This window comes from Chromobacterium aquaticum, from assembly GCF_021129195.1.
GTDB lineage: Bacteria > Pseudomonadota > Gammaproteobacteria > Burkholderiales > Chromobacteriaceae > Chromobacterium > Chromobacterium aquaticum.
On the sequence record NZ_JAJOHW010000068.1, the window covers coordinates 1 to 19885 of the forward strand.

Below are 19885 nucleotides of genomic sequence, written 5' to 3' on the forward strand. Positions count from 1 at the left end.
CTGGGCCTGCTGGCGCTGCTGGGCCCGCGCCTGCACCGCCGCCGGCGCACCGTGCTGGCCACCGCCGGCGTCTGCCTGCTGTCCTTCGCCCTGTGCGGCCGCCTGCTCAGCCCGCTGGAACCCATGCCCTGGGGCCAGGTGCTGCTGGCCGGCGCGGTGGGCGGCTTGATGCAGCACTACCTCAATCTGCGCGCGCGCGCGCTGTCGCCGGCGCTGTCCGAAGCGCGGCTGATCGCGCTGCAGGCGCGCATCCGCCCGCACTTCCTGTTCAACAGCCTCAACGCCGCCATCGCGCTGATCAGCCCCCAGCCGGACAAGGCGGAAATGGTGCTGGAAAACCTGGCCGATCTGTTCCGCGCCCAACTGGCGGACCCAGCGCGGCAATCCACGCTGGGCCGCGAGATCGAACTGGCGTCCATGTATCTGGCGATAGAAGCGGTGCGCCTGGGCGCGCGCCTGCAAGTAAGCTGGGACGTGCAAGCGCCGCTGGACGCGGCGCTGCCGCCGCTGATCCTGCAACCGCTGGCGGAAAACGCGGTGTTCCACGGCATAGAACGGCTGCCCGACGGCGGCGAAATCCGCATCCAGGCGCGCCGCCACGAGCAGCAGCTGGAATTGACCATCAGCAATCCGGTCAACCCCGAACCGGCGGCTGCCACGCCCGGCCACCACATGGCGCTGGACAATCTGGCCGAGCGGCTGGAGCTGTATTTCGACGCCGAGGCCTCGCTCAACGCGCGCCTGGACGGCGAGCGCTTCGTCACCCGCATCCGCCTGCCTTACCGCCCGGCGCCGGCCCAACGGCCGGGCTAAGGACCTGCTCAACGTCTGCTGCGCCGTGGGCGCATTGCGCGGTGAGTACGCCTTGTCCCGCCCTTGCTCGCCCGATCGTAAACACGCTCTGAAAGCCGTCTATACTGCCCCTATCATCCGATTGAAACAGCTGATAGGAACATCATGGGAAAGAACCGGCTGGAAGCCTTCAGCGACGGCGTGCTCGCCATCATCATCACCATCATGGTGCTGGAACTGAAAGTCCCGCACGACACCACTTGGGCGGCGCTGCAAGCGCACTGGCCGGTCTTCCTCAGCTATGTGCTCAGCTTCATCTACGTGGGCCTGTACTGGAACAACCACCATCACTTCTTCCACGCCATCCAGCGCGTGGACGGCCGCGTGCTGTGGGCCAATCTGCACCTACTGTTCTGGCTGTCGCTGATCCCCTTCGTCACCGGCTGGATGGGCGAAAACCACTTCGCGCCGCTGCCGGTGGCGCTGTACGGCGTGGTGCTGCTGATGTGCGCGCTGGCCTGGTGGCTGATGCAGCAATCGCTGCTGTGCCTGCCCGGCAACCGCAGCCGGCTGTCCGAGGCCTTGGGCAAGGACATCAAGGGCAAGCTCTCCCCGCTGTGCTATCTGATCGGCATTGCCGCCGCCTTCCACTGGGAATGGCTGTCCGCGGCAATGTACGCGCTGATCGCGCTGATCTGGCTGGTGCCGGACCGCCGCATCGAGCGACTGCTGGCGGAGGAATAAGGCGGTTTCCGTTCCATTAATAAACACTATCAAACAAATTGTAATTTAAGATTTAACAAAACTATCGTCGCTTCCGATAATGGCCGCTCCCTTAGTAAATGTTCTAATAATTTATGGGAGTGCCAATGTCAGTTCTGACCTTTTCCGTGAACCGCAAGCTTTTTACCCTGGCGCTGGCTTGTAGCGCCACCCTGGCCCAAGCCGCCAACCTGACCCAGGACAACGGCGCGCCGGTGGGCGACAACCAAAACAGCCAGACCGCCGGCCCCAACGGCCCCACCCTGCTGCAAGACATCCAACTGCTGCAAAAGCTGCAGCGCTTCGACCGCGAGCGCATCCCCGAGCGCGTGGTGCACGCGCGCGGCGCCGGCGCCGGCGGCGTTTTCGTCGCCAGCGAAGGCTTGCAGGACGCCAGCCGCGCCCTGGTGTTCCGCAAGGGCGAAAAAACGCCGGTGTTCGTGCGCTTCTCCACCGTGATCGGCAGCCGCGGCGCGCCGGAAACCGACCGCGACCCGCGCGGCTTCGCCACCAAGTTCTATACCGCCCAGGGCAACTGGGACCTGGTGGGCAACAACCTGCCGGTGTTCTTCATCCGCGACGCGATCAAGTTCCCGGACATGGTGCATTCGCTGAAGCCGGACCCGGTCAGCAATGAGCAAGACCCCAACCGCGTGTTCGACTTCTTCTCCCATCTGCCGGAATCCACCCATATGCTGACCCGGGTGTACTCCAACTACGGCACCCCGGCCAATTACCGCGAAATGAACGGCAGCAGCGTGCACGCGCTGAAGCTGGTGGCCGCCGACGGCCGCTACCAATACGCCAAGTTCACCTGGAAATCGCGCCAGGGCGAACGCAATCTGCGCCCGGACGAACTGCCCAAGGTGCAGGGCCAATCGGTCAGCCACGCCACCGCGGACCTGCTGCAAAGCATAGAGCAGAAGCGCTACCCGTCCTGGGACTTGTACGTGCAGTTGATCCAGCCCGAGGACATGAACCGCTTCGCCTTCAACCCGCTGGACCCCACCAAGGTGTGGACCGGCGTGGCGGAACGCAAGGTGGGCACCATGACGCTGAACCAGGTGCCGGCCAACTTCTTCGAAGCCACCGAGCAGGTGGCGATGTCGCCGGCCAATCTGGTGCCGGGCATCGAGGCCTCGGAAGACCGCTTGTTGCAAGGCCGGCTGTTCTCCTATCTGGACACCCAGATGCACCGCGTCGGCACCAATTTCCAGGCGCTGCCGGTGAACCGCCCGCGGGTTGAGGTGGTGAACAACAATCAGGACGGCGCGCATAACGCCTCCGGCCGCCAGGGCAGCGTCAATTACGAGCCCAGCCGGCTGGCTCCCAAGCCGCAGGACCCGCAGTTCAAGCACAGCCGCCTGCCCTTGCAGGGCAACACTCAGCAGGAGGCCATCGCCAAGACGCTGAACTTCCAGCAGGCCGGCGAGTTCTATCGCTCGCTGAGCGCGCAGGACCAGGCTGACTTGATCCGCAATCTGTCCGGCGACCTGGCCAAGGTGCGCAATGTGGAGACCCGCGACATCATGCTGTCGCACTTCTACAAGGCGGACCGCCAATACGGCGAGCGCCTGGCCAAGGCCTTGAAGGTGGAGGTGAAGGGGATTGAGCGCAGGGCGGCGCTGTTGCAGGAATAAGCGTAGCCGCTTGAGTGAAGCGGGGCGGCCTATGGCCGCCCCGTTTTTTTTGCGTGCGCTCCGATTCCGCGGCGGTTTAGTGCTTGCGACCGAAACGTTCTTCCAGCTGCCGGCGCCAGATCCTGCCCTCATGCGTACGGTGGTAATGGTCCACATAAGGGAAGACCTTGAGATGCAGCGCGCTCAGCAGCAGCGCATGCTCCAGCAGGTTGAAGAAGCCTATCCAATAGCCACGGCCATCGATGTCGTCAAAGTCGATGTCGCGGGCGATGCGGCTAAGCAGTCCGCCTCCGGCATAGGGCTGGTTGTCCTTCAGCCATTGCAGCAGGTGGCCGGCGCATTCGCGGCCATAAGCGACATTGGCGGCGAAGTCGTCGTCGGGCGCGGGCATTTGCCAATAATGCGGATAGCTGCGTTCGGGCAGATAGCTAACGAAGGGAAGCAGGGTGTCTTGTTGTTCGTGGGCCGGCAGTTTGTAGCGGCGGCGGCGGGGGAAGGGGTGAGTTTGTTGCATGGTGTTTCTCCTGCTGTGACACAAGATAAACCACCTGCCGGGGAAGGCTGAGGTATTAGGCAGGCGCGTGGCAGGATTGGCGTACCGGGTGTGTACCAGACCGGTGAGTGCATGGCACTCTCCCACCATGCGCCTGCCAAACAGCACCGCCATGGTGAAACAGCCCGCGCAGTATGCTGCGTAGGCTGGTAGTACACACGAACGGGACGCCAATCCCGTGTGCCGCTTGTTCTGGCGGCAACGTGGGGATTGTTCCTGAGGGGACGCTTGGGGTCAAGGTGGGGTGGTTGCTTTGCTTGAGCGTGGCTTACTTGTTGAGTGATCTGGTTTTGAATCCGCTGCGCGGATATTGATTTAGGGCCGGTTCCGCCCGGCGAACGGGAAGGGGGCGGACCGCCGCCCCCTTTCATCCCCCCTCGTCCCCCAGGACGCGAAACCCGGAGCGCGCCCCGAGGGGACACCAGGGCGCTACACGAGGTGGTCTGCTCTCTTAAAAAAGATCAATGACTTGGCTAAGTGGCTCCCTTTTGGGGATAACTATCCAATTCCACCCGATCTGTGGATATCTCCAAAGAACCAAGAAGAAACCACGTATCCGACGCGCCCCAGGTCCCTTCAAGCCTGCCGTCGGGTGGCAGGCCCGAGGTCTTAAGCGGCTGCCTGTTCGAGCAGCGCGACGTTAGCGCGCTGCGAGTTCAGCCGCGCCTCGGGCCTGACGGGAACCGGCGGGAAGCCGCAGGCCAGGCTTGCAGGGCGGCCTTTGGGGTGAAGGGGAATTTGGCCGAACAAATTCCCCTTCCTGCCTGCCGGGCAGCCCCGGCAATGCAAACCATCATCCGCGCAGCGGATTCAACACATAAATAAAATTAAAACCATATTGCCAAACACACACTTTTACTAGCCGAAGGGTTAATATCAGCCTCCAACATCTTGGTGAAAACTACGTCTTAATTTATCAGATTTATAGTTGAACATTTCAATCACTTTCTCATTTTTCTCCTTAAAAGGAGTTACATCTTCATAACGCTGACTATCAACGTACTCTCCGTAGGTCAAGAAATAAGTTCCCGCCCCTCTCGATAAATAAGTACCAGAAGCTAAATAGTTAGCCGCACGACCATAATTTACTCCCAAGTCTTTCAAGCCAAACTTCGCCGCATTCGTCAAATCGTCATTCCAGGAAAAAACTCTACCAACATAAACTGCTGAACAATCCAATGCCGCATGGTCCAAGCTTACTGCTTCTTGCCAAATCTTTGATTTCGGGCTCCAATCAGCCTGACACAAACCAGGAAGATTACCTATCCAGCTACGATTACGCAGCGGACCTAATGGCAGAGTAATTGCCAAAAATTTATCCACCTCGGATTTATCGCTAGAGAATAAAAATAGTTGCCCATGCGGATTGGAGCTATCCTCATTCCCTGTTGATACATTTCTAATATTTCCAACAGAAGCCACAACAGCAGCTACTCGCCAATCTCCATCAGGCAAGCGATATTTTTTCCCATTAATCTCCAACGCCTCCGACACGCGATCCCCTACACGAAAAAACTGTTTGAACTCTTTCACCCTCTCAGCAGAAGAAGTAAACATCCCAAAAGACAAGCCTTCAGCTAAAACACTGGCTACACATCCCCAAAGTAGCAACCAACTTAAAATAATTTTTTTCATACACAACTCCCATTCAATGCCTAGAGCTACTTCTCACGGTATGTTCCAAAACATTTGGCATACACCCTACTCCATCACCCCATGCACCCCATACCCCACCCCCGCCTCCACCTCCCCAAACAAATGATTCATGATCACATCCCTCACCCCCGTCGCCGGCACCGCCCCCGGCGGCAAACCCTCCGGCAAAGAACTGATCAACACCGGCCCATGCTCCGGATTCAAGGTGGGCCGCCCATGCGAACCCCGCACCAGGGACGGGTCCAGCGGAATCACCTCCAACAGACTGCGCATGCCCAGCTTGCGCTTCAGCAAAGTCCAGCCAATGTTCAACTTCGGCCAGCTCAAGGTCGGGTCCAGGAACAGCTCCACCGGGTCGTAACCCGGCTTGCGGTGAATATCCACCGTGCGCGCGAAGTCCGGCGCGTGCGCGTCGTCCAGCCAATAGTAATAACTGAACCAGCGGTCCGGCCGGCTCACCGCCACCAATTCGCCGGAACGCGGGTGATCCAGACCCAGCAGACGCTTGCCGGCCTGGTCCAGCACCATCTCCACCCCGTCCAGCTCCAGCAATAGCGCCTTCACCTCCGGCACCAGCTCCGGCTGACGCACATAGACATGAGCGATCTGGTGGTCCGCCAGCGCGAAAGCCGCCGACGCGCCGCAATCCAGCTTGTCCTCGCCCTGCTCCTCGCGCACCTTGAGCCAGCCGGCCATGCGCAGGATGCGGTTTATCGCGATGTCGTTGCTGACCGGGGTGATGCCGTACTCGGACAAGGCGATGATGTGGCCGCCGTCGCGGTCCGCCTGCTCGATCAGTTCGCCGCACAGCTGGTCCACCGCCGCCACTTCCGCCGCCACGCCGGGATGATCCGGCCCCAACCTTTGCAGGCAGTAGTCCAGATGCGGCAGGTAGACCAGGGTCAGCGTGGGCTGGCGCGAACGGTAAAGATGCAGCGCGCAGTCGGCGATCCAGCGGCTGGAACGGATGTCCGCCGCCGGCCCCCAAAAGTGGAATAGCGGAAAATCGCCCAGCTTCTGCCTGAGCTCGGCGTGCAGTTCCGGCGGATTGCAGTAGAAGTCCGGGAGCTTGCGGCCGTCGGCCTTGTAGATCGGGCGCGGGGTCACGCTCCAGTCCACGTCGGCGTACATGTTGTACCACCAGAACAATTGCGCGCAGCTGAAGCCGGCGTGCAGGCGTTTGGCCTCGTGCCAGAGTTTCTCGCCCTGGATCAGCGCGTTGTTCTGCTTCCAGAACAGCGGCTCCGCCAGTTCGCGCGAGTACCAGCCGTTGGCGACGCAGCCATGCGCCTGCGGCAGCAGGCCGGTCAGATAGGTGGCTTGGGCCGTACAGGTCAGCGCCGGCATCACCGCGCTGATCGGCCGCTGCGCGCCGCGCGCCGCCAGCCGGCTCAGGTGCGGCGCGTGCCGCAGCAACTGCGGGGTCAGGCCCACCACGTTCAACACCAGGGTACGTTGCATGGCTTTAGTCCACGATGTCCACTTGCGGGTTCTGGCCGCGCAGCACGGAGTTGCCCTGGTACAGGCGGCGCTGGTCCACCGCCAGCGGGCTGTTGGCTTCTTCGATGTCCAGCCGGCCGCTCTGGGCGAAGAAGTCCAGCGGGTTGCGCCAGACTATGGTTTCGATGTCGCGCTCGGCGATGCCGGCGGCGCGCATCGCGTCCACGGTCTTGGGCACTTTCAGCGGGTCGCTGACGCCCCAGTCGGCGGCGCTGTTGATGATGATGCGTTCGCTGCCGTACTGGCGCACCAGCGCCACCATGCGCGGCTCGTCCATCTTGGTGTTGGGGTAGATGGAGTGGCCGGCCCAGCAGCCGGAGTCCAGCACCAGCGGCAGGGTTTCTTCGGTATTGTGGTCGATCAGCACCCGTTCCGGCGCGATGCCGCTGTCGCGCACCAGCGCCAGGCTGCGCACGGTGCCGGCCTTTTTGTCGCGGTGCGGGGTGTGCACCAGCGCCGGCAGGTCGAACTGTATCGCCAGTTCCAGCTGGCGGGCGAAGTAGCGCTCTTCGGCCGGGGTTTCGTCGTCGAAGCCGATTTCGCCCACCGCCACCACGCCATCCTTGTCCAGGTAGCGCTCCAGCAGCGCCATCACGCCATCGGCCACGTCCGGGTTGTTGGTTTCCTTGGGATTGAGGCCCAGGGTGCAGAAGTGGCGGATGCCGAATTGGGCGGCGCGGAAGCGCTCCCAGCCCAGCAGCGACAGAAAGTAGTCGTCGAAGCTGCCGACATGGCGGCGCGGCTGGCCCATCCAGAACGCCGGTTCCACCACCACGCTGATGCCGGCCCGGCTCATCGCCTGGTAGTCGTCGGTGGTGCGGGAGGTCATGTGGATGTGCGGATCAAACATTTTCATGATGCAGTCCTTGCAGTAGGAAAACGATGTCGTCGGACACGCTACGGCCGGCGGCGCGGCGCTCGCTGGCGTAGGCGGCCACCATCTGTGCCAGCTCCGGGCTCCAGCGCCGTTCCAGGCCGGCGATATGCCGCGCCGGCGCGCCGGTGAACAGCGCCTTAAGCACCAGCTGGTTGAAATTGAGATCGGGAAACCATTGCGCCGGGTAGGCGTTGTCGCAGGCCAGCGCCTGGAACACGCCGGCCACGTGGCTGCGGCTGGCGTCGGTGGCCAGCGCCAGCCAGCGTTCCGGCTCCGGCAGCAGGATCAGCGCCTTGACCACGGCCTGTTGTTCCAGGCTGTCGCCGCCGCGGTAGAGGTCGAACGCCAGTTCGAAGCCGGCGCCGGCGGCCAGCGCGCGCAATAGCAGCAGCGCGCGGCCGGCGTCGCCGGGCGACCACGCTTCCGCCGCCAGCACGCCCTGGGCCTGCAAGGCCTTGAGCGCGCCCTTGGGCAGCAGGGTCAGCGCCGCCAATTGCCGCTTGGCCACGCTGAACAGCCGGCGCGCGGCCTCGGGGTCCGGCGCGGCGGCGAACCGGCGACAGGACTCCAGCCACACCAGTGCCTGGGCGGCGTTGTGGCGGTCCGCGGCGTCCAGCAGGCTGGCGTGGATCTGATCCGCCAGCATGGTTTGCATTTCCATGATGCGACTCTCCGTTCAGGTGCCGGGCACCCGGCGTTGCCAGCTCAGGGTCAGCCAGGCGGCCAGCGCCGCCGGCACCGCCCACTGCGGCAGGCCGGCGGCGGCGATGAACAGCGCATCCGCCAGCGCGATGCCGGCGATCAGTCCGCCGACTGCGCGCGGCATATCGCGGCCGGGTCCGGGCCAGGCCAGCCGCAGGCAGTGCGCGCTCCAGCCCAGGCTGAGCAGCAGGAAGGGCAGCGTCCACGGCTGGAACGGCTGGCTGAGCAGGAACAGCGGCGGCGCGGCCAGGCCCAGCAGCGGCGCCAGCCGGCCCAGGCCGGCGCGGCCTTCCTGCTTGGCCACATAGGTCAGCGCGATCAGATAGGCCAGCAGCGCCAGCGCCGCCAGCAGCAGCGGGCCGGACAGCGCGCCGCCGCTGAGCGCCAGGCCGCAGATCAGGTAGACCTGCATCCGGCACAAGCCCATCAGCAGCGGGCTGAGCGGGTTGCGTTTGTGCCAGAGGTCATACACCAACACGGTGGCGGCCAGGCACAGGCCGGCGAGGAAGGCGGACGGGCCCAGCGCCGCCAGCACGGCGACGCCGGCGGCCAGCAGCGCGTAGCCGGCCAGGAACACCAGCCGCGCCGACACCAGGCCGGCGGGAATCGGCCGCTCCGGCCGCTCGCGCGCGTCGATGCGGCGGTCGAAGGCGTCGTTCAGATACATGCCGGCCACGTAGATCAGCGACAGCGCCAGCAGCAGCAAGGCCAGCGCGCCACCGCCTACGGCGTGGCCGGACAGCGCCGCGCCGGCCAGCACATTGCTCCACACCGTGGGCAGGTTGGACACCCGGCCCAGGCGCAGCGCCAGCGACCAGACCCCGGCCACGCGCCGCCGGGTCTGGCGCGCGTGGCGCCGCGACAGGCGTCGCCGGGCGCTGGTCTTGGGTATCGGCAGCGCGCGCTGGCCGCTCATCGCAGCTGGCCCTCCACCCATTGCAGTTCCTGGCAGATCGCCTCGCCCAGGTCGCCCTGGCGATGGGCCGGCGGCAGCACGCTCCAGCTATAGGTTTCCACTTCCAGGTGGCTGCATATCGGCCGCAGGCGTTGCTGCGCCAGCAGCCGCGACAGAAAGTCCTGGGTGCTGGCGAACGGCCCCAGCGCGGCATGGCAGATGGGCACGTGGAAGTGGATGCGCCATTCGTCCGCCGCTTGCTGCGGCAATGCCGCCAGCGCCATCGGCAGGTCCGGGTAGCGCAGCAGTTCGCTGCCGCGCCGCGCCACCACTTGGTGCAGATAGGTGTCTTCGGCGAAGGCGCGCAGCGCCTCGGCCGCCATCCGGTCCGGCCGCGTCACGCGCAGGCCGGAGCTGAGCTGCAGCTTGGCGATGGAGAGGCCGGCCTGTTCCAGCCGCGCCACCGCGTCTTCCGGCTGCTCGTATTCCACCGCCGCGTGGCAGGCGTCCAGGCACACGCCCAGGTGGCGGCGCACGATGGCTTCGGCCTCCTCGCGCTTGACCCCGCACCATTTGGCCACCTGGTTGAGCGCGGCCCGGCTCAGGAGGTGCAGTTCGAAGAAGGCCACCGCGTCCTCGCTGGTGGCCAGCAGGCAATCCGGCTCCGGCTCCAGCGCCAGCACGATGCGGCGGCCACTGTCGCGGTGCAGGCGGTGCAGGAAGACCGCGTGTTCCAGCAGATGGGTGGAAATCCACAGCGCGGCGCTGCCGTCGCCGCTCAGGTGCTGGCGATAGCCGCCGGGCACGGTGCTGACGCTGCCGTAGTTCATTTCCTCCGGCAGCAGCGCGGCCAGCAACTGGGCCAGCCGGTTGCTGTAGATCAGCCGCTGCGGGTCGCGCCAGTCCGGCAGGTAGACCGCGTCCTTCACCGCTTGGCGGTGGAAGGCGCCGAAGGGGAAGCCGTTGATGGTGAACACATAGCATTGGTGCTGGGCCAGGAAGGCGCGGAACTCGTCCAGCGCCGGCGCGGCCTCCAGTTGCCGCGACGCCAGCGCGGACAGGCGCAGCCCGATGCCGAACGGCCGGTCCGGCGCCACCCGCGCCTTGATGCGCGGCAGGTGGAAGCCGAGCTGGGCGCGCATTTCCGACCAGCTTTCGCCGGGGTGGATATTGCTGCAATAGCTCAGGTGGGTCGCGGGGAATTGGCCGGCCGCCTGGCTGTCCGGGCGGGATTGGGGGTTAAGCAGCAACATGGTCATCACTCCTGTCGCGCAGCCAGTCTATGGCCGCGTTCATCCGATCCGCGTCGATGGCGTGCACTTCCACGCCCTGCCCCAAACGCTGCAGCAGGGTGATGGTCAGTTCGCCGCCAAGGTGTTCGCGGAACTCATCCAGGCCGGCCAGCAGTTGGCGGCGCTCGCCGTCGCGCCAGTCCAGCGCCGGGTGCCACAATGCAAAGCCCAGCCGCTGCAGCAACCGGTGCAGGCTGAGCTGGGCCGCTTCGCGCAGCAGGCCGGCCAGCACCGCGTAGCGGCAGTCCAGCGCCAGGCCTATCGCCACCGCTTCGCCGTGGCGCAGCGCGTAGCCGCTCAGCGCTTCCAGCTTGTGCGCGGCCCAGTGGCCGAAATCCAGCGGCCGGGCGCTGCCGAACTCGAAGGGGTCGCCGCCCTGGCCGATGTGGTTCAGGTGCAGTTCGGCGCAGCGCCGTATCATCCATTGCATCGCCTCGTCGTCGCCGGCGGCCAGCGCTTCGGCGTTGGCGTCCAGCCAGTCGAAGAAGGCGCGGTCGCGTATCGCCGCCACTTTCACCGCTTCGGCGATGCCGGCGATGCGGTCGCGGCGCGGCAGGCTGGCGATGAAGTCGTAGTCGTTGAGCACGGCGAACGGCGGGGCGAAGGCGCCGAGGAAGTTCTTGGCGCCAAAGGCGTTGATCGCGGTTTTGACGCCGACGCCGGAATCGTTCTGCGCCAGCACGGTGGTGGGCATGCGCACCACGCGCACGCCGCGATGGGTGGTGGCGGCGGCGAAGCCGGCCATGTCCAGCAGCGCGCCGCCGCCGACAATGACCAGGCAGCTGTGGCGGTCGACATGGCAGTGCTGCAGCCAGCCTTGCAGCGCGAACAGCTGCTCCGGGTCGTTCTTGCAGGCTTCGCCGCCCGGCACCAGCCGCGGCGGCGCGGCCAGTTCCAGCGCCGCGCGGTGGCGCCGGGCGTAGCGTTCGAAGGCGGCGGGCAGCCGCGGATGGGCAGCGGCCACGTCCTGGTCTATCGCCACCACGAAGCGATGGCGCCGTTCCGGCTCGCGCCGGCAGATCGCCTGCAATAGCAGCAGGTTGCCGGGATCGCTGAGCAGGCCGCGTCCGAAATACACCGGGTATTCGAACGGCACGCTGAAGCGCTGCATGGTCATGGCGCCGGCGCTGCGGCCGCCCGGATCCGGGCTGAGCTGGGACTTGCTGGCTGGCAGTGGCATGGCTGTGTTCCTAAGAAGCTGTTCTAGTGTCTGCCGCGCGTTGACGACTCGGCGAGATGGCAAACGCGGCCCGGCATCCGCCGGACCGCTGTGGCCTTGCGCAATGGCGGACGGCGTTAATCGCTGCTGTCCATCCCTCCTTGCGTATTCACGTAGCGATAGCTGGGCCCTGCGGTCTGCTCGCTACCCGGCGCCACCGGCGTTTCCATCAGGCTGACCGCCTGCACCTTGAGGTCGTACATCAGGCCGATGGCGGTATCGATGCGCTTGGGCTCGCCGTTGAAGGCCTGGTGCAAGGCGTTGAGCAGGCTGCTGTAGCTGTAGGCGAAGGCTTCCACCCTCACCTTGGCCTGGGTGTTGTCCTGGTAGTCGTAGTCCTGCGGGTTGGACACCATCGGGTACACCCCGTCCTCGTCGTAGGGCACCGGGGCGCCGGCGTAGGCGTAGCCGCCATCCGGGGTGCTGACGATGCGGCGGCCGTAGTAGATTTCGCCGAACTTGTAGTAGTGCGCCGGGTTGCCCGGCGACTGGTTCGGGTTGGTGCTGGTGCCCTCGCCTTCGACGATGATGATGTTGATGGCGTGCAGGGCGCTGGCCACGTCGGTGATGGGGAACAGCCGCTCCGGCGAGAACCAGCCCAGCACCTGCTTGGGCACGGTGGCCGGGATGAAGATGCCGTCGCCCAGCTCCTTGATCTTCTTCTTGATCGCGTCGTAGAACTCGCCGATGGTGGCGTAGTCCGGCTCGTCCTCGGCGGCGAGCTTGGGCGTTTCCACCGGCACCGGGTCTTCCGGCTCCTCGATCACCATGAAGGTGTTGAACACCAGCTCCTTGGAAAACGGCTCGATGCCGACGATGAAGCCCTCGCCGCCGATGGACATCGGCAGCGGCCCCGGATATTTGGGGATGAACGGCGGCTTGTTGATCTGCGGATGGCCGCCGATGGAGATCAGGATGTTGCCCGCGATGCACATGTGCAGCATTTCCTGCATCACGATGCTGTGGATCAGTTGGCGGATTTCCTCGTTGTAGCCCGCCTTCAGCGAGAACATCGCGGTCAGATAGGGCGGAATGGTGGCGTGCTCCAGTTCCACCGCGTTTTGCAGGTAGTAGTGCAGGTCGGCCGCGGTCTTGGCGGCGCGGATGCCGTGGATGATGCTGCGTTGCAAGCGAATCATGGTCTGTTCTCCCTCAATCCTTCGACGGCGCGGCTTTGCGCTGCGCCTGGCGTTGCAGCACCACCGCGCTCTTGCCGGCGATTTGCAGATCGTCCAAGGTCACCGCCACCGCGTTGGCGTCCACCGCCTGCGGCGCGGACGCGGCGGCGGCCTTGGCCGACGGCGTGCCCTTGAGCGGCTTGCCCTGGGCGTCGGTCCGCCGCAGCCACTTGAGGATGATGGCGCGCTTGTCGTCGGACAGATCGCGCGTCACCGGCATGTGGTTGGGATCGCTCATCGGCAGCGAGAACGCCAGTTTGAGGATGTCGAGATGGCGCACCACGGAGTCGTAATCGCCCAGGTCCACCACATGCTTGCTCATGATGGGATAGAGGTTGCCGTACTGGACGAAGATGGGCCGGATATCGTCGTACCAAGTGGGGTGCTCCGGCTCCGGCACGCGGTCGAAGGCCAGCACGCTGACGAAGTTCCAGTAGTTGCTGACATAGTCCTGCGGCTGCTGCTGCAGTTGATAACCGATGCCGTACAACTGGCCGTCGATATAACCGCGCGGATTGCCCGGTCCGGCCGGGATCGCGCCGATCACCGCGCGGCCGTGGCCGCCGTCGTTGGTGTGGAAGGACGCCGGGTACTGCACCGCGTCCGCCGGCACGCTGATCTTGGGCGGCAGCACCGGTTTGTTGTGCGGCGGCGACGGCGGCAGCGGCTGGCCGCCGCCCATCAGGGTGGCGCCGTCGGGCAGCAGTTCCACGTTCACCTGCGCGGACAGCGGCTGGCCGTAACGGCTGGCGAAGAAGCTGACCGGCAACTTCTCGCCGGCGTTCAAGCGCAGCACATGTTCGTCGGAACGCACATAGAGGCCGTCGATGGACTCTTGCACCAGCACTTGGTAGCCGGAACCGGATGGGCTCAGCAACAGCAGCGGGCAGGCTTCCAGCGCCTGCCTGGCGCCCGGAATGGCCGAGTAGTCGAAGTCCTGGACCGCCGCGGTCTGACGGAACCACGGCGACGGCTCGTCGCTGGCCGCCGCGCCCGGCTGCGGCGGGTCATAGGCCACCTGGCCCAGCACGATGACCTGGTCCTGGCTCAGGCTGGCGCTGATCGGCGCTTGCGCCGGCTGTTTCAACACCGCCAGCGTCAAGGGCCCCAGATCGACGAAGGCGCCGCTGGCGTCGACGATGGGCAGCGCGTTGCCGAAGTCCGCGGTCAGGGTCTGCCGCTCCGGGTGGTTCTTGCACTGGAAGCAGTACACGCCGCCTGCCGGCACCAGCGGGTAGGCGTCCGGGTCCTGATCCAGTTGCGCGGTCATTTGCCGGCCCAGCACGAAATGCTTGGGCTCGCGCTCGTGATAGGGACCGATGGTGCCGACGATATGGCCCTGGGTGTAGCGCGGGATGGACGGGTCGCGGCCGTAGCCGAACAGGTTGAACTCGATGGCCAGCAGGCCGTGCTGGCTGGCCTTGCGCATCGCTTCCAGCACCGGCGAGCGGCTGTGCCCGTGCCATTGCACGTTTTCCAGGATGGACTGGTAGTTGGCGGCCAGTTGCTGGTCGGAGCGGACGCCGTGCTGCTGGCGCAGCCACAAATTCATGAAGCCCACCGGCAGCATGTCGCCGATGAACAGCGCGCGCTCGACATTATCGGTCAGCCGCACTTGCAAGGCCCAGATCTGCGACACCATTTGCTGCTGCGGGTCCAGGTCCGCCATCTTGCCCGGCGCGCGGCAATCGGCGTTTTCCATCGCCATGCCGATGATGGGGTCCTGGGCGCTGCTGGTGATGGGCTTGCCGTTGAGGCTGGCGCCGGTGACGCTGCAGCTGACGAAGCGGAAGATGGCGGTGCCCTGCGGATTCCAGCCGCCGTCGCCGTACTCCTGGTATTGCTCCTTGAAGGCGTCGGAATCGTAATAACAGACATTGTTGTTGACGGTGGACACGTCCGACTGGAAGTAGCCGGAAAAGTGGATGCGGGGAGAGTCGAGATAACTCATGGCGATTCCTTTACGGCTGCAGGGTGGCCCAGCTCGGGTTGGGTTGGGCATTGACCTTGTCGGCCGCCGGCGCGTCCGCCTTGCCCTTGTCCGGGCAATCGGTGGCGAACAGGCAGCACCATTCCGGCTTGGCCGGGCACATTTCGGCCACTTTGAGCCAGGTCCGTTTCGGGTCCGGCTTTTGCGCGCGGAAGTTGCTGTAGTTCTGGCTGACCATGGGCGCGTCCGGCGGCGAGCCGGGATCGCCGGAGAAAAAGAAGGACTGCGGATGGCGGTACGGCGCGCCCTTGCCGCCGTCGCGCGTCGGCTGTTTGTAGAAGGCGTAGCCAAACAGGATGCTGCCCGGCTGCACGATGCGCGAGTACGCCTGGACGCTGCCGTTCAGATGGGTGCTCTGCTCGGCGTTGTACGGCAGGTGCTTGATGAAGTCGCGGCGCGGCGGGTGGTTGTCCAAGGAGAACTGGCAGCACTGCGGCGTGCCCTTGGGCCGGTCCGCGTAGCGCAGGAAGTAAGCCTTGTTGCCCAGGGACACGAAGGAGCAGCTGTACTGGTTGCTGCCGGGGAAGATCGGCAGGCAGCGCTTTTCATAATGCTCCATCATCGCGCCGCGGCCGTCGCCGTCCGCCGGCACATAGCTGGCATCGTAGTAGCTGGCGCCGTAGGATTTTTCGTAGTCCTGGCCTTCCGTCATGCCGGCCGGCGGCGAAGCGTACGGCGGCGGGTATTGCTGGATCGCCGCCTGATTGTAGATGCGGTACATGGTCCAGTTGCTGACCCACCATTCCGGGAACAGCGGATCGCTGGGTTCGCCGGGCTTGCGCGGATAGACGCAGCTGCCCGGCAGCGGACAGCCGACGGTGTTGTGCACGCCGCCGGTGTAATAGCTGTGACGCGCCGCCGGCGTATTCTTCATGGCCTTGAACGCGGCGGCGGCGGACGCCTCCGGCATGTCGGCGGCCTGGACGCCGGCGACGGCGCAGACCAGCGCCAGACCCAAGCCAGCCGCGACAGACTGTTGCAATGACATCGATCCTGCTCCTTGTATTGAGAAGCCTCGGTGCCATCCGTCCCCTTGCGGCCAGCCTGCATCAGCTCCGCCACGGACGGCGCCGCCATGGGGCGGCCGGGCCGCCCCTCCCTAGGGCCGGTTCAACATCCGCTACGCCTTATGAAACCCCACACGGCGAATGCGTCCTCGAAATGCGCATGTACCACGCGTACATTCCGCTTTCTCGGCCGCAGCGCCCCGGCGCGCAAGATCGTGAACCGGCGCCAAGCTGCAGCGCACTACGTACATTCACTTAGTATTTTCTATCAAAAATAAGCATGCTTATATCATTACATGCAAGTGTGGTTATAGCTGGCGCCAGACCGCTCGCAAAGGAAAATGTGGAACACAAACTAAAGACAGCACGCGGCGCGTCCGGATCCAGCCAACGCTTGACCCCGGCGCCGGCGCTGAACGACAATTCCCGTCGCGCCGCGTTTTTCCGGCGCCGGGCGCGCCGCCCCGCAACGGCCGTCAGGCCGCTCCCGCCCTGTGCCGGCGAGGTCCGGACCGGCCGCGCCGACATCCATTGGAAAACTTCATCATGGCAACCCCCTCTTCTCCGCTCCAGACGCTGCCCGGCAAGCCCACGCATCAGCTGGGGCAGGCAATCGCCCAGCTACAGGCGCTGCGGCGGCAACATGCCGAACTGAGCATGCTGGACGCGGTGATCGATGAGCTGAGCCGCTGCCACCAATCTATCCATCAGATCGCCAGCCGCCATCTGGTGGAACTGGACGCCGCCAACTCCAGCCTGGCCGCGGCCTTGCAGTTGCTGTGGCAGTGCCAGGACGACGCCGCGCCGGGCAACCATCTCGCCTTCATGCTGGAGCCGCTGCATGCGATGCAGTTGAACGCGGCCAGCGAGTTGAACCGCTTGATCTGACAGCCTTGCCTCTAGACGCCACCCAGCCCCGACGGCTCTCGCCATCGGGGCTGGGTGGTAAACGCCGCGGCGGATCTGATGCGCCGCGTTTACACCGGCCCGCCGGTCATGCCGCCCGGCGCCGGATGCACGTGGCCGGCCAGGCTCTTGCCGCTGGCCACCACATCGCCGCCGGCATTGTTGAAGCTGCCGCCGCTCTGGCTGATATTGCCGGCGAAGCTGGCGCCGCCGCCGCCGGAACCGTTCAGGCCGCCCTGGTAGGTGAGCAGGCCCTTGACCAGCAAGGTGCCGCTGATCTCGGTGGCCGGCGCGTCTATGCTGACCTTGGCGCCGGCCTTGAGGGTGATCTCGGCGCCCGCCTCCACCACCACCTTGCTCACCCCGCCGCGCACGGTGAGCTGATGCGCGGCGCGGTCGTATTCCAGAATCGCGCCGTCGGCGAAGCGACGATGCCATTTGTCGCGGCTGACCACCGGCACAGCGTCGGCGGCGGAGAAAATGGCGCCCAACACCACGCCGTCCTCGCCGCGCGCGTCCAGCAGCACCGCCACTTGTTCACCGATGTCCGGCAGCCAGTAGTCCTTGTCGCGGCCGCTCTTGCGGCTGAGCACCGGCAGCCAGGCGGTGCGCAGACTGCCCAATTCCGGCAGCCGAACCCGCACGCGCTGGGTGTTTTCATCGACGGCGGAGACGCTGCCGAACTTGAGGGTGGCCAGCGCTTCCGGCAGGGGGACGTCGCTCATGGGGTTTTCCTTTTATCCTGGGCGGCGCTGGCGGCCACCCGTTTCAATTCCAGTTCGCACACATAGCCGTCCTGGCGGCTGATGCGATGGCTGGCGCGCTGGATCTGGTAGCGGCCGGACAGTTTGCCGAAGCCGTCCAGATCGATATTGCTGCCGGCGGCCAGCTGCGGCGAGCCATCCACGGTGACGGACATGCGGGTGCGCTCCAGCTGGCGGCGCTCCAGCTCCGCCGCGGCCATCTGCTCGGCCTGGCGCTTGCCGGCGGCCTTGCGGGTGAGCTTGACGGTGTCGGCGCTGCTGGCCTTGCCGCCCGGCGCCTTGGCGTCGGCGCGCGCGCTGGCGGTGCGCAGCACGCGCTTGGCCGGATCGTGATAACTGACGTCCACCTGGGCCGGCACCTTGCTGAGCTGATCCTGCGCCTGCCAGCCCATCAGCTGGGCCGGAGTGTAGCGACGCACGCTGGCGCTCTGCATCAGATCGCTGCGCTTCCAGAACACCAGCTTGCGGTTGTTATCCATCACCTTGCAGACATAGCCGTGCTGGTCCGCCACCCGTTGCAGGAATTGCAGATCGGTTTCGTGATACTGGGTCAGCCGGTCTATGTTCACCGCCTCGATCTTGCCCTGCAGCTGCATGCGGTGGCGCTTGGCGATGCGCTGGGCCAGCGCTTGCAGCGTGATCTGCTCATAGGCGCGGCCGTTCTTGGTGCGCAGCGGATGCTGCACGCCGGTGGCCAGCGCGCGGATGCGCACGGTGGACGGCGGCGAGCGGTATTCCACTTCGTCGATGTCGAAGCTGCCCGCCGCCGTCAGCGCCGTGCCGCGATAGCCCAGCTTGAGCGCCAGCGTGGCACCCTTGTCCGGATACCAGCTGTCCAGCCAGCGGCCGTCCACGTCCTCCAGCTCCACGTCCAGTTCATCGGATTCGCCGCTCAGGTGATCGGTGTAGGCGATGCTGAGCACGTGGCCGGCGATGTCGGCGGTGATGGATTTGCCGTTGTAGCTGAGCTCGAAAGCCGGGGTCGGCACGTCTTGCACGCGGCTGTCGCTCATGGCCGCCTCCAGGGCGGCAATTGCTCCAGCGCCGCGCTATCGGCGGCGTCCAGCACCGGAATCGCCAGGGTCAGGCCTGCGGGCAGGGTTTCGCCTATCGGCACATGGGCGTTGTTGGCGATCAGCTGCGCCATCTGGCCGACGTCGCCGTAATAGCGCCAGGCGATCTGGTCCCAGCGTTCGTTTTCTTGAGTCACATGGTTCAGGAACATGGCTTCACCTCAGGATGCGCCGCACCGCGGCCTTGGCGGCCAGGCCGGCCAGCGGCTCGGCCAGTTCGCGCAAGGCCACTTCGGAGCGGCCGTTGATTTCTTCGCAGGCGGCCAGCTTGTCCAGCACCTGGCCGGCTTGGGTGCCGGCCAGCAGCCGGCCCATCGCGCTCATGTTCAGCTTGGCCTGCTGCAGGCTCTGGCCCACGCGCACCGCGTCGCCGGCCAGCTTGCTGTATTGCTCGAACTTGGCCATCTGCTCGGCGCTGACTTGCAGGCCGGGCGCCACCGCCTGTACCTCCTTGAGCAGGCCGGGCAGTTTTTCCAGCGCGGCGGCCGGATCGCGGCCGGCCAATTGGCGGATGTCGCGCGCGGTGTTGATCACGGTCTTGACCTTGCCCACCACGCTTTTGACCTGGGCCACCACCTTGGCCAGGCCGGCGATGTCGGCCTTGAAGCGCTCCAGCCCGGCCGGCAGCTTGAGCTTGCCCGCCGGCAGCCCGGCGCCGGCCTTGGCCAGCGCCGGCTTGGGCTTGGGCGGCGCGTCGCCGCCGAACTCGCGCAGGCTGAGCTGGGCTTCCACCGCCAGCAGGCTGCCGCTGCGGTCGGTCTGGCGACCGGTGCTTTGCAGCTCGGTGATGACGAAGCGGCCTTTGTAATCGCCGTTGCCCAGCACCAAGGCCAGCGCCTGATGCTGCTGCCGCGCCGCCTGCAGCTTCTTCAGCTCCTCATCCGGCTGGCAATAGGCGGCGTGCAGCACCAGGTCGATGCGGATTTCGTCCAGCTTGTCGCCGACGAATTGCAGCACCGGCTTGCCGCCGATGCGGCCGTGCTCGGCGAAGTCGCTGCCGCTGCGCTGTTCCAGGCCGTCGAAATACGTGATCAGATCAAACTCGATATTGCCCAGTACCGCGTACATGGGTTGCCCTC

General features: G+C 65.5%; 19 protein-coding genes. 4 read left to right on the top strand and 15 right to left on the bottom strand.

Annotated elements, in window-relative coordinates; translation table 11 throughout:
• From LQT98_RS11020 to LQT98_RS11030, 3 genes are all read left to right on the top strand, one after another.
• On the top strand, nt 1–813 hold an 813-nt coding region (locus tag LQT98_RS11020), incomplete at its 5' end, for a sensor histidine kinase (RefSeq protein ID WP_231462361.1).
• A 144-nt stretch (nt 814–957) separates the two neighbouring features.
• On the top strand, nt 958–1536 hold the full coding sequence (locus tag LQT98_RS11025) for a TMEM175 family protein (RefSeq protein ID WP_048408061.1): 579 nt from the start codon (nt 958–960) through the stop codon (nt 1534–1536).
• 125 nt (nt 1537–1661) lie between these two features.
• Complete coding sequence (locus LQT98_RS11030; RefSeq protein WP_231462362.1) at nt 1662–3194, top strand: catalase; 1533 nt, start codon at nt 1662–1664, stop codon at nt 3192–3194.
• 76 nt (nt 3195–3270) lie between these two features.
• On the opposite strand, the gene LQT98_RS11035 is transcribed toward LQT98_RS11030, so the two are convergent.
• From LQT98_RS11035 to LQT98_RS11085, 11 genes are all read right to left on the bottom strand, one after another.
• Nucleotides 3271–3708, bottom strand: a complete 438-nt coding sequence (locus tag LQT98_RS11035) for a hypothetical protein (RefSeq protein WP_231462363.1) — start codon at nt 3706–3708, stop codon at nt 3271–3273.
• Nucleotides 3709–4623: 915 nt separating this feature from the next.
• Nucleotides 4624–5382, bottom strand: a complete 759-nt coding sequence (locus LQT98_RS11040; protein WP_231462364.1) for a hypothetical protein — start codon at nt 5380–5382, stop codon at nt 4624–4626.
• 66 nt (nt 5383–5448) lie between these two features.
• Entirely contained in the window at nt 5449–6864 is a 1416-nt protein-coding gene (locus LQT98_RS11045) for an alkaline phosphatase family protein (protein WP_231462365.1), read from the bottom strand.
• Nucleotides 6865–6868: 4 nt separating this feature from the next.
• Nucleotides 6869–7759 carry a TatD family hydrolase gene (locus LQT98_RS11050; protein ID WP_197081345.1) on the bottom strand — a complete coding sequence of 297 codons (891 nt, stop codon included), beginning with the start codon at nt 7757–7759 and terminating at the stop codon, nt 6869–6871.
• The gene (locus LQT98_RS11055; RefSeq protein ID WP_231462366.1) at nt 7746–8441 is read right to left on the bottom strand and encodes an EboA domain-containing protein; all 696 of its coding nucleotides are present in this window, start codon (nt 8439–8441) and stop codon (nt 7746–7748) included. Before LQT98_RS11055 ends, LQT98_RS11050 begins: the two co-directional genes overlap by 14 nt.
• Nucleotides 8442–8456: 15 nt before the next feature.
• Nucleotides 8457–9398, bottom strand: coding sequence for a UbiA family prenyltransferase (locus LQT98_RS11060; RefSeq protein WP_231462367.1), 942 nt, complete (start codon nt 9396–9398; stop codon nt 8457–8459).
• Nucleotides 9395–10630, bottom strand: coding sequence for a metabolite traffic protein EboE (eboE, locus tag LQT98_RS11065; protein WP_048408056.1), 1236 nt, complete (start codon nt 10628–10630; stop codon nt 9395–9397). The genes LQT98_RS11060 and eboE overlap by 4 nt, the downstream gene beginning before the upstream one ends.
• Nucleotides 10617–11849, bottom strand: a complete 1233-nt coding sequence (locus tag LQT98_RS11070; protein WP_231462368.1) for a 3-dehydroquinate synthase — start codon at nt 11847–11849, stop codon at nt 10617–10619. Before LQT98_RS11070 ends, eboE begins: the two co-directional genes overlap by 14 nt.
• Before the next feature lie 116 nt (nt 11850–11965).
• Nucleotides 11966–13027 carry a ferritin-like domain-containing protein gene (locus tag LQT98_RS11075; RefSeq protein WP_231462369.1) on the bottom strand — a complete coding sequence of 354 codons (1062 nt, stop codon included), beginning with the start codon at nt 13025–13027 and terminating at the stop codon, nt 11966–11968.
• 13 nt (nt 13028–13040) lie between these two features.
• Nucleotides 13041–15017 carry a hypothetical protein gene (locus LQT98_RS11080; RefSeq protein WP_231462370.1) on the bottom strand — a complete coding sequence of 659 codons (1977 nt, stop codon included), beginning with the start codon at nt 15015–15017 and terminating at the stop codon, nt 13041–13043.
• Nucleotides 15018–15027: 10 nt separating this feature from the next.
• A complete protein-coding gene (locus LQT98_RS11085) occupies nt 15028–16044 on the bottom strand; it encodes a hypothetical protein (RefSeq protein ID WP_231462371.1) in 1017 nt (338 codons plus the stop codon).
• A 565-nt stretch (nt 16045–16609) separates the two neighbouring features.
• Here LQT98_RS11085 and LQT98_RS11090 point away from each other — a divergent pair.
• A complete protein-coding gene (locus LQT98_RS11090; RefSeq protein ID WP_048408053.1) occupies nt 16610–16951 on the top strand; it encodes a hypothetical protein in 342 nt (113 codons plus the stop codon).
• An 89-nt stretch (nt 16952–17040) separates the two neighbouring features.
• On the opposite strand, the gene LQT98_RS11095 is transcribed toward LQT98_RS11090, so the two are convergent.
• From LQT98_RS11095 to LQT98_RS11110, 4 genes are read right to left on the bottom strand one after another with little or no spacing between them, the layout of a single operon-like run.
• Nucleotides 17041–17694 carry a phage baseplate assembly protein V gene (locus LQT98_RS11095; RefSeq protein ID WP_231462373.1) on the bottom strand — a complete coding sequence of 218 codons (654 nt, stop codon included), beginning with the start codon at nt 17692–17694 and terminating at the stop codon, nt 17041–17043.
• Nucleotides 17691–18746 carry a phage late control D family protein gene (locus LQT98_RS11100; RefSeq protein WP_231462374.1) on the bottom strand — a complete coding sequence of 352 codons (1056 nt, stop codon included), beginning with the start codon at nt 18744–18746 and terminating at the stop codon, nt 17691–17693. The genes LQT98_RS11095 and LQT98_RS11100 overlap by 4 nt, the downstream gene beginning before the upstream one ends.
• A complete protein-coding gene (locus LQT98_RS11105; protein ID WP_048408050.1) occupies nt 18743–18958 on the bottom strand; it encodes a tail protein X in 216 nt (71 codons plus the stop codon). The genes LQT98_RS11100 and LQT98_RS11105 overlap by 4 nt, the downstream gene beginning before the upstream one ends.
• A 4-nt stretch (nt 18959–18962) precedes the next feature.
• Nucleotides 18963–19874, bottom strand: coding sequence for a phage tail protein (locus tag LQT98_RS11110; protein WP_048408049.1), 912 nt, complete (start codon nt 19872–19874; stop codon nt 18963–18965).
• Between the last annotated feature and the right edge of the window lie 11 nt (nt 19875–19885).